The organism is Pseudomonas sp. FA-1 (genome assembly GCF_056856075.1).
In genome coordinates, this window is the sequence record NZ_JBWXTH010000023.1 from 1 (window position 1) to 8,043 (window position 8,043).

The 8,043-nt window shown below is 48.8% G+C and carries 7 protein-coding genes and 4 pseudogenes; 10 read left to right on the forward strand and 1 reads right to left on the reverse strand.

The window, feature by feature from the left end:
* From AC1MHZ_RS23200 to AC1MHZ_RS23230, 7 genes and pseudogenes are all read left to right on the forward strand, one after another.
* Positions 1–1,410 (forward strand): RHS repeat domain-containing protein (locus AC1MHZ_RS23200; protein WP_482967000.1); only part of this gene is annotated, 1,410 nt, incomplete at its 5' end.
* Positions 1,407–1,781: a hypothetical protein gene (locus tag AC1MHZ_RS23205; protein WP_416768387.1), complete on the forward strand. Its 375-nt coding sequence runs from the start codon at positions 1,407–1,409 to the stop codon at positions 1,779–1,781. The genes AC1MHZ_RS23200 and AC1MHZ_RS23205, both read left to right, overlap by 4 nt.
* A 31-nt stretch (positions 1,782–1,812) precedes the next feature.
* Positions 1,813–2,001 (forward strand): annotated as a pseudogene (locus AC1MHZ_RS23210) (RHS repeat protein); the annotation flags it as partial.
* A 173-nt stretch (positions 2,002–2,174) separates the two neighbouring features.
* Positions 2,175–2,789: a hypothetical protein gene (locus tag AC1MHZ_RS23215; RefSeq protein ID WP_416768389.1), complete on the forward strand. Its 615-nt coding sequence runs from the start codon at positions 2,175–2,177 to the stop codon at positions 2,787–2,789.
* 336 nt (positions 2,790–3,125) lie between these two features.
* Positions 3,126–3,455, forward strand: a complete 330-nt coding sequence (locus tag AC1MHZ_RS23220; RefSeq protein ID WP_416768391.1) for an Imm26 family immunity protein — start codon at positions 3,126–3,128, stop codon at positions 3,453–3,455.
* A 299-nt stretch (positions 3,456–3,754) separates the two neighbouring features.
* Positions 3,755–5,557 (forward strand): annotated as a pseudogene (locus AC1MHZ_RS23225) (RHS repeat-associated core domain-containing protein); the annotation flags it as partial.
* Between the two features lie 2 nt (positions 5,558–5,559).
* Positions 5,560–6,090: an SMI1/KNR4 family protein gene (locus AC1MHZ_RS23230; RefSeq protein ID WP_482967001.1), complete on the forward strand. Its 531-nt coding sequence runs from the start codon at positions 5,560–5,562 to the stop codon at positions 6,088–6,090.
* Between the two features lie 167 nt (positions 6,091–6,257).
* Here the strand turns inward: AC1MHZ_RS23230 and AC1MHZ_RS23235 are convergent.
* Positions 6,258–6,377 (reverse strand): annotated as a pseudogene (locus AC1MHZ_RS23235) (IS5/IS1182 family transposase); the annotation flags it as partial.
* A 24-nt stretch (positions 6,378–6,401) separates the two neighbouring features.
* Between AC1MHZ_RS23235 and AC1MHZ_RS23240 the strand changes: the two are divergent.
* The 3 genes and pseudogenes from AC1MHZ_RS23240 to AC1MHZ_RS23250 form a co-directional block, all read left to right on the forward strand.
* The gene (locus AC1MHZ_RS23240; protein WP_482967002.1) at positions 6,402–6,695 is read left to right on the forward strand and encodes a hypothetical protein; all 294 of its coding nucleotides are present in this window, start codon (positions 6,402–6,404) and stop codon (positions 6,693–6,695) included.
* A 247-nt stretch (positions 6,696–6,942) separates the two neighbouring features.
* On the forward strand, positions 6,943–7,728 hold the full coding sequence (locus AC1MHZ_RS23245) for a hypothetical protein (protein WP_482967003.1): 786 nt from the start codon (positions 6,943–6,945) through the stop codon (positions 7,726–7,728).
* 118 nt (positions 7,729–7,846) lie between these two features.
* Positions 7,847–8,043: pseudogene (locus tag AC1MHZ_RS23250) on the forward strand (hypothetical protein); the annotation flags it as partial.

An 8,043-nucleotide genomic window follows, 5' to 3' on the forward strand; every position in this document is an offset into this window, starting at 1 on the left:
ACCCAGGGCAAGCTCACCAGTTGCTTCGGTTATGACGCAATGGGGCGCAAGGCCTGGCAATTCGCCTCGACCTTGCCAGCCGACAAGCTCTCGCAGGTGCATAACACCGGTATCAATACCTCGCTGCTGGTGGAGCATGCCTACAACCCGATCCACCGCCGTTACCAGTACGATCCTGCAGGCGAACTGGTACGTACCCTCGACAAGCTGCGAGGCGAAATCAAGTATGAGTACGAAGCTAACGGACAACTCCGCAGCCGCGATACCGGCTCGCTGATTGGGAGCGAAGAGTTTCGTTACGACGCGGCGGCGAACCGATTGGACTTCAATGCGCGGCAGTTTGACAAGGTCAGGGACAACCGGATCAAGCAGTGGCGAGATCAGGAGTACAGTTACGACCCCTGGGGTAACCTGATCGAGAAGCGCTCGGGGCACAGCAAGCTGCAGACCTTTGCCTATGACTGCGAGAACCGGTTGGTTCGGGCGGAAACAGTGGTCAATGGCAAGCTGGAGAGCCGAGGCGAGTATCGTTACGACAGCCTGGGGCGGCGAATAGCCAAGCAGGCGGAAATCAACGGTGAAGTCGAACAGAAGCGCTTCCTCTGGCAAGGGCTACGGATGCTGCGTGAGGAGACGCCGGGGCAGAGCATTTTGTATTTCTATGAGCCGGGGAGTTACGCGCCCTTGGCACGTGTCGATCAAGTCGAAGGGGAAGGGCAGAAGGTCTACTACTTCCATACTGATCAGATCGGCACGCCACTGGAGCTGACGGATAGCGAAGGTGAGATCGTTTGGCAGTTGACGTATCGATCATGGGGGGAGATTGAGCAATTCGCCGTCAATAAGCTTGAGCAGAATCTGCGCTTCCAAGGTCAGTACTTTGATAATGAAACAGGGCTGCACTACAACACGTTCCGATACTATGATCCTGAGATTGGCCGCTTCATCAGCCATGACCCTATCGGCCTGCTAGGTGGATTTAATCTTTATCGCTATGTCTCCAGTCCCGTCACCGGGATTGACCCGTGGGGTTGGTGCGAGAGTAAGGGAATGGGAGTAAGCAAATCTGGACACCATGTGCCCTCAGTGCGAAAGTCAAAAGGTCGGCCTTTCGCAGTGTCAAGATCAGATAAAACACGGCCAACACTGTTCCCGAAAGGTGAAAATCCGGAGCATGAGCATTGGTTGTTACATGAGGCAGAAAGAGGGCCTATTGGACCTCGGCAGGGGGACTTTCCTGGTACGGATGACCAGCTCTTTGCTGCGTATCGTGAAGCATATAAGGACCTGGATCATATAAAAGTTGACGTCGTTTCTCCAAACGGAACCCATGTGCTAGGTGAGAATGTAACCCCGCGTGTCGCGGTTGATTTGATTGAGAATTGGCTTAAGGAGAGTGGGTTGAGATGAGTAAGAATTCGCTGGATGTAGTTAGGGAAACAGTTCGGAAAGATGGCTTTTTTGAAGTCGTTGTAGCTAGCGTAAGTGACTGGGATGAAGCCTTGGATCGTCGGGATGGCGCCGTATTTGACAAGGCTTGGTCGAGTGCTTTTGAAAAGTTAAAAACTCTTGAGTATTTATCTGCTGAGGATAAGGTGGCTGTGAATGAGATTCGAGAGTTTGTTTTTAAGAAAGTGTATTCCTTGACTGCCAGTTCCGAAATTGCTGGTTATATCTCAGATGATATGGGGTTGGTGGCAGACTCGTATTTAAAGTCATGTGATATTGAGTGGGTAAAAAAACTATTTGAGACTTATCGCAGCGGGCGGTTTCCTAATTAGTGGCGAACACTCAGGTTCAGCGCTTCCCAGCTGTTCGAATAAGAGCGTCTACTACCGTTACGACGGGCGTCAGGATCTGATTGCGATGGCCGATGCGCTGAACCAGACCACCTCCTTGGAGCCGGACGGGGGGCTGCGCATAAGCCATCCGGACGGGACCCAGGAAATCTTCACCTACAACGCCTTCGGGCAGGTGCTCAGCCACACCGACGGAAAAGGGATAGACCACCCGCCTGCTAACACGGCACAGCCTCTTGGTGGAAGAGTTATTAAACCATCCAATGGTACAGCAGCTAAGCTAAAACTCGACACCAAAAGTGCGCGAAGCAAGTTATAGGCCGAAAAAGGCGCTGTGCATGAGGCAGTATTAATGTGCTTAAGTATCGGTGAGCTATGAGTTCTGAAAATCGCGTAAATTTCGAATCTGAATTGTTAAAAGAGCTAAAGGCTATCGCTTCGCAGTTTGAAGGTGTTGCGGCGTCAAAAAATAAATTGAAATTCAAATATAACAAAAAAGTCGTAGCTGAACTATTTCTGGAGCATTTAGCTCGCGTGGATTCTTATGTGTTGGGTGGGATAGTCTACGGCGGGGCAATATTTGAATGTGCCTCAGGCTTCAATCCGCCCTATAAAAGCAATTTATTTAACGAGGGGTGTTTTTCTTTTATATCATCTGGCGAGCAGGTCAAACGTTTCGGAAGCGCTCCTGGAGGCTCGGTAAAAACACCAGACTTAGCTTCGGCTAAAGAAACGTGCGCACATATTGGGCAGGTGCTAAAGGAATTTTATATTCCTAAAGTTTTGGCTTGTATAACTCCAACAAAACAAACTATAGGTGACGTGTTGGATTCGCCGGATAACTATGCTTATCCTGCAGTATTTATCCATTGCGCGGCAAAGCTAGGTGCGGAATTTACTGACAAGGCCCAATACGACAATGTGATCAATTCAAGAAAAATCATCAAAGATAAGTCGTTCGATGAGCCGCTGATCTCAGTTCTAAGGTGACTTGGCGGGAGCCTTTTTTGTGTCTTGAGGTTAGGTTTTTAAGTGCCCAACTTGTTCTTGCTGATGTTCGGACTTGCTTAGGGGGGTAAGTAGATCTTTAAAAAATATCTATTCTAAGAGAGGGCGCAGCCCCTCTTAATTTAAATCTGATCTGCAAATGCCGCTGGCAAATCTAGGGCGGTAAACCGCGCGTGATCGAGCACTCTATTTTGAGTCCTTGAAAAGATGGCCGATGATTGAGGGGATACGGTATTGGATCGACTTGTTACTTGTTCTTAATGGTGTAGCTTGTTTTATGATTTGGAGACTAGCCCAATTAATCATGAGGATGCTTCAGTGCGCAAGAATAAAGCTGCAAAATACTCGGCTGGTGATATCCTTTCGTTCAAGATTGACGAGGGTGCGTATGGTTTTGCAAGGCTAATAAGGAAAATAGAATTGGGGTATGTTGCTGAGATTTACTCAGAGACTGCCGCGTCGGCCAGCGAGGGACTGGCGGTAATTAACAAAATAAAAATGTTTCCGGTTATACTGGATACTTTTTCCTTGTTAGAGATGGGGGAGGGCGAATGGTCTGTCATCGGTAATGCACAAGGTGGAAATGATAAACAGGTCGACTCGTTAAGGTTTGTATTCGGTACAGCGCCATATGACCTAAAAGTATAGATGTTAATGAGAATCAGCAAGAAATTTCAGAAATTGACTCTCTGGGATTGCCTCCTTATGAGCAGATGGGGGACGAAGATGTAAAGGAGCTTTTTGGGTAAGGTCATGCTGAATATGGAAGCTTATTGATTTTTTCTTGGGATATTGCTCTTTAATTATTGGATTTTTTGAAGTGACTGCCAACGTTGTCTCAGTCACTTCATTTTTTGATGCGCAGTCTGGAACATCTAATCTACGTTTTATCGCTTGAAATAGTTTAGTCGATAACAGTAGCATGGGAATACCAGAGCATTTTTTGGGACAAAGTAGGCTATGGCGAGCGTCCGGAACGCGAGACGTTGTTTGAACGTGATGCCATTGTTCGCTTGATTGCCAAGCTCAATCGCGATGCCCGCCAGGACTTCGAATACGACGACGCCGGCCGGCTGCTGTGCATCCAGCGCACACCGGCCGTTGCAGGCAAGCAACTCGGCGTGACTGACGAAAAGCTGGAATACGCCTACGATCTGCTCGGCCGGCTGACGAAAGAAATCACGCCCGCCGGCACACTCGGCTATGAGTACGATCCACTCAGCAACCTGACCACGTTGACGTTGCCGGATGGCCGCAAGGTCAACCACCTGTACTACGGCAGCGGGCACCTGCACCAGCTGAACCTGGATGGCCAGGTGATCAACGACATGGAGCACGATGACCTGCACCGCGAGGTCTACCGGACCCAGGGCAAGCTCACCAGTTGCTTTGGCTATGACGCCATGGGGCGCAAGGCCTGGCAGTTTGCCTCGACCTTGCCGGCCGACAAGCTCTCGCAGGTGCATAACACCGGCATCAATACCTCATTGCTGGTGGAGCATGCGTACAACCCGATCCACCGACGCTACCAGTACGACCCTGCAGGCGAACTGGTACGTACCCTCGACAAGCTGCGCGGCGAGGTCAAATACGAATACGAAGCCAACGGCCAATTACGCAGCCGCGATACCGGCTCGCTGATTGGTAGCGAAGAGTTTCGTTACGACGCGGCGGCCAACCGACTCGATTTCAACGCGCGCCAGTTCGACAAGGTCAAGGACAACCGGATCAAACAGTGGCGGGACCAGGAATACAGCTATGATCCCTGGGGCAACCTGATCGAGAAGCGCTCGGGGCAAAGCAAGCTGCAGCACTTTGCCTATGACTGCGAAAACCGGTTGGTGCGGGCGGAAACGCTGGTCAATGGCAAGCTGGAAAGCACCGGGCACTACCGTTATGACAGCTTGGGGCGGCGGGTTGCGAAGCAGGCGGAAATCAACGGCGAGGTCGAGCAGAAACGCTTCCTCTGGCAAGGGCTGCGGATGCTGCGTGAGGAGACGCCGGGGCAGAGCATTCTGTATCTCTATGAGCCGGGGAGTTACGCGCCCTTGGCACGTGTCGATCAGGTCGAAGGAGAAGGGCAGAAGGTCTACTATTTCCATACCGACCAGATCGGCACGCCGCTGGAGGTGACGGATAGCGAAGGTGGGATCGTTTGGCAGGCGACGTATCGTTCGTGGGGTTCGATTGAGCAATTAGCCGTCAATGAGATTGAGCAGAATCTGCGCTTCCAAGGGCAGTATGTCGATCATGAAACAGGGCTACATTGCAACACGTTCCGGTATTATGACTCTGCGGTTGGGCGCTTTATTACTCAAGACCCAATTGGACTATTAGGTGGGGCCAACCTTTACAGGTACGCATCGAATTCACTTGCTTGGATTGATCCATTAGGGTTAAGTCCTTGTGGAATTAAATATGGTAATTTAGATAGGTTGGGGCGCCCAACCGGGGTTCAGGCAGCTGGATCTAACAGGGCACGAGGCCATTTGTTGGGGCGGCAGTTGGGCGGCTCCGGAGACGACGTGCGGAATCTTATCACAATTCAGCAACGCCCCGCTAATACACCAGTGATGAGTGCGGTAGAAGGGCGGATAAGAAAGGCTCTTGAGCAAGGTCAAGTTGTTGATGTAAATATAATCCCGATCTATCATGGACCATCGAGAATTCCGGCTGGTATCACAATCAAAGCGGAAGGATCAGGTGGATTCTTTGAGCATGTTACTGTGCTAAATCCTCCAGGAATGTAATTATGGCTACGAACCGGTTGGCTACACTTGTAAATCCACCTCAAAACCCTTCAGACCCAGGCGTAGGAAAAGTATGGGCGGAAATTGAGCCTGGGTTATGTTTTCCATCAGACTATGTGGATTTCATAAATAATTATGGTTCGGGTAGGTTGGCGGATTTTTTAGTTATTTTTAATCCGTTTAGTACTAATGAGAATGTGAACTTTTTTGATCAATCTAGACTTGTTGCAGAAGATCTTAGCGAACTGAATGCCTCGGATCCAAGTTATTATAATTTTCCATTGTATCCCGCTCCGAATGGGTTAATAGCGGTCGGGGTGACAGATAACGGCGATTATATATTCTGGGTGGTAGACTCAAAAAAAGATAGTGATTTGTGGGGGGTTGCGATAATTGCATCTAGATCCCCTGATATAGAATATTTTGAATCGAATCTAACATCTACCTTGGCGGGCATATTGTCTGGAAATTTAAAGTCAGACAGTTTTCCTGGTTTGTTTTCGCGTGGCGGAGTTAAGTTTGATCCGATATAAGCGCGTTAGTTGTATGGCTATCTCTCACAGAAAAAGTTTCGCTGCTAATAAGATTGATAGTGGCGAGGCTCATGGTTTTAATTTGGCGGAACCTTTTTGCTCTCAGGGCTACCTGTTACGGTGAAATCCGCAAAAGAATGTAGAAAAAGCACATTGGGAAACAGGCGTTAGGCTCTGTACGAAAAGAGATATCGCAAACACCGCATGGAGCAAGCCAGCGAGACCATGGCTGCGTAGCTTTTCGCGAGCTTGTCGAAGCGTGTCACGATGCGGCGGTTCTCTTCAATTTTGTAAATTTGCATCCTGTTGACTTGACAAGTATTGCACGCGAAACCGTTTTGGTTAGCGATTATGTTGCTGCCAAGCTCAATGGTCTGCGGGACGAGGCCGAGGGGCAAGAAGGAAAGAGTCCGGAAAATGAGGGTGAAGTAATTGTTGAAATGCACGCCTTTTATTCGAATTTTTTAAACATTTATCTGATCGAGTTGCACTTCTTGAGGTTTAATCTCGGTGGCTTGCTGGATTATTTGAAAGGGATTGGTGTTCCGGGGGGCAAGAAGTATGCTGCTCAAATAATGAAAATTTATAAAGCAATTGCTTGTTGAAGAATATTTGTAGTTATGGGTGTGTGTAAGGGGTATCTAGGTTGCAATTTTTAAGGGCGTGTAGCGGATAACGCTGGACGGAACATTTGCTTTCTCGGAGATCAAGTCCAAGGCCAGCTCACCCTTAGTCTAGCCAGGGAGCATTGGATCAGCGTTGAAGCGGTATTAAGTGGGTACTTTCAGGCGCGGTTCTGGTCAGCATCGGATGGCTTATTTATAAAAATACAGGTTGCTTATGTGCTTGGCAATGGCATTATATGGTACTGAAAAGCTAACGCCGGAACAGGCGTTAAAGCTTGGGGTCTTTTATTTCTCATTGATAAGGTTTCCGGTTACTGGCGCTGGTTACTACGAATATCTCATAAGGGGAGACCATGTTGGTGATCATGACTTGATTGAGGTTACACTTGATGAGCTAACACAAAAGATTCAAGCTGGAGAAGTTTCTTCATTTAGGCTCTATAATGAGGTTGAAGGTATTGTTCCTTGGCGAGCATCTTATGGATATAACACAAATGATTATGGCAGCTTTTTTCATCTTGATGCACAGTCAGGTGGCGAATCCTCTCTAGTTGATTATTATGTCGATCTGTTTAGGGAGGTTTCGCTTGGCGACTTTGCTTCTTACGGCATAGCTTATAAGGTTGGAAGTGTGAGTAAGGGGCTGAGTTATGCCACGGGAGAAAATTTTACTTCGATTTATCCGTTTGAAAGCGTAGCGCTATTCAAAAAAGAACTGCCGGGTCGGAATAAGGGGCTAGAAAGGTATAGGGGTGAACAGCTGCGCATGGTTTATGAGCTTAATCTCATAAACGCTCGACACCTGTCAATAAATGTGGGAGGGATTCCATTGAGACAGTGGATTTTGGAGGGGAATAACAACGGTAAACTTGTCGATATTACTGACTCAAAAGCGATTTGGCTAGTTGAAAAGGAGCAGCTTGAAATAATCAATAGAACTCTAGGGGGGCTTGGAGTGCTTTTATCTTGGAAGGCCGCTACAAAAAAGCCTTTCCCAAAAAAAATATTTTAGGGCTTCCCGTTGTTTCGTATTGAAAGCGAGCTTTTCACGGGCGCACCTCTAAATTATTTCTGATCTTTAAAAGTGCATATTCAACAAATGTGCTCCCCACAAGGTCGCCAGACAGCATCACAGCAACGCGCTGGGCCCGGGCTGCCACTACCGCTGGGAAACCATTGGCGACAAGCCGCGCGTGGTGGAGCACTGGACCAGCGACGGTGAGCACTACCATTTCCGCTACGACCTGAGCGGCCACCGACGTGCTCGGCCGCGAGCTGGAAGTGCAGTACAACGCCGACCATCGCGTGGTCGCCAGCCGGGACTATG

Coding starts and splice junctions, on each gene's coding strand:
- AC1MHZ_RS23215 (WP_416768389.1), top strand. CDS start 2,175: ATGAGTTCTGAAAATCGCGTAAATTTCGAATCTGAATTGTTAAAAGAG.
- AC1MHZ_RS23205 (WP_416768387.1), top strand. CDS start 1,407: ATGAGTAAGAATTCGCTGGATGTAGTTAGGGAAACAGTTCGGAAAGAT.
- AC1MHZ_RS23230 (WP_482967001.1), top strand. CDS start 5,560: ATGGCTACGAACCGGTTGGCTACACTTGTAAATCCACCTCAAAACCCT.
- AC1MHZ_RS23245 (WP_482967003.1), top strand. CDS start 6,943: ATGGCATTATATGGTACTGAAAAGCTAACGCCGGAACAGGCGTTAAAG.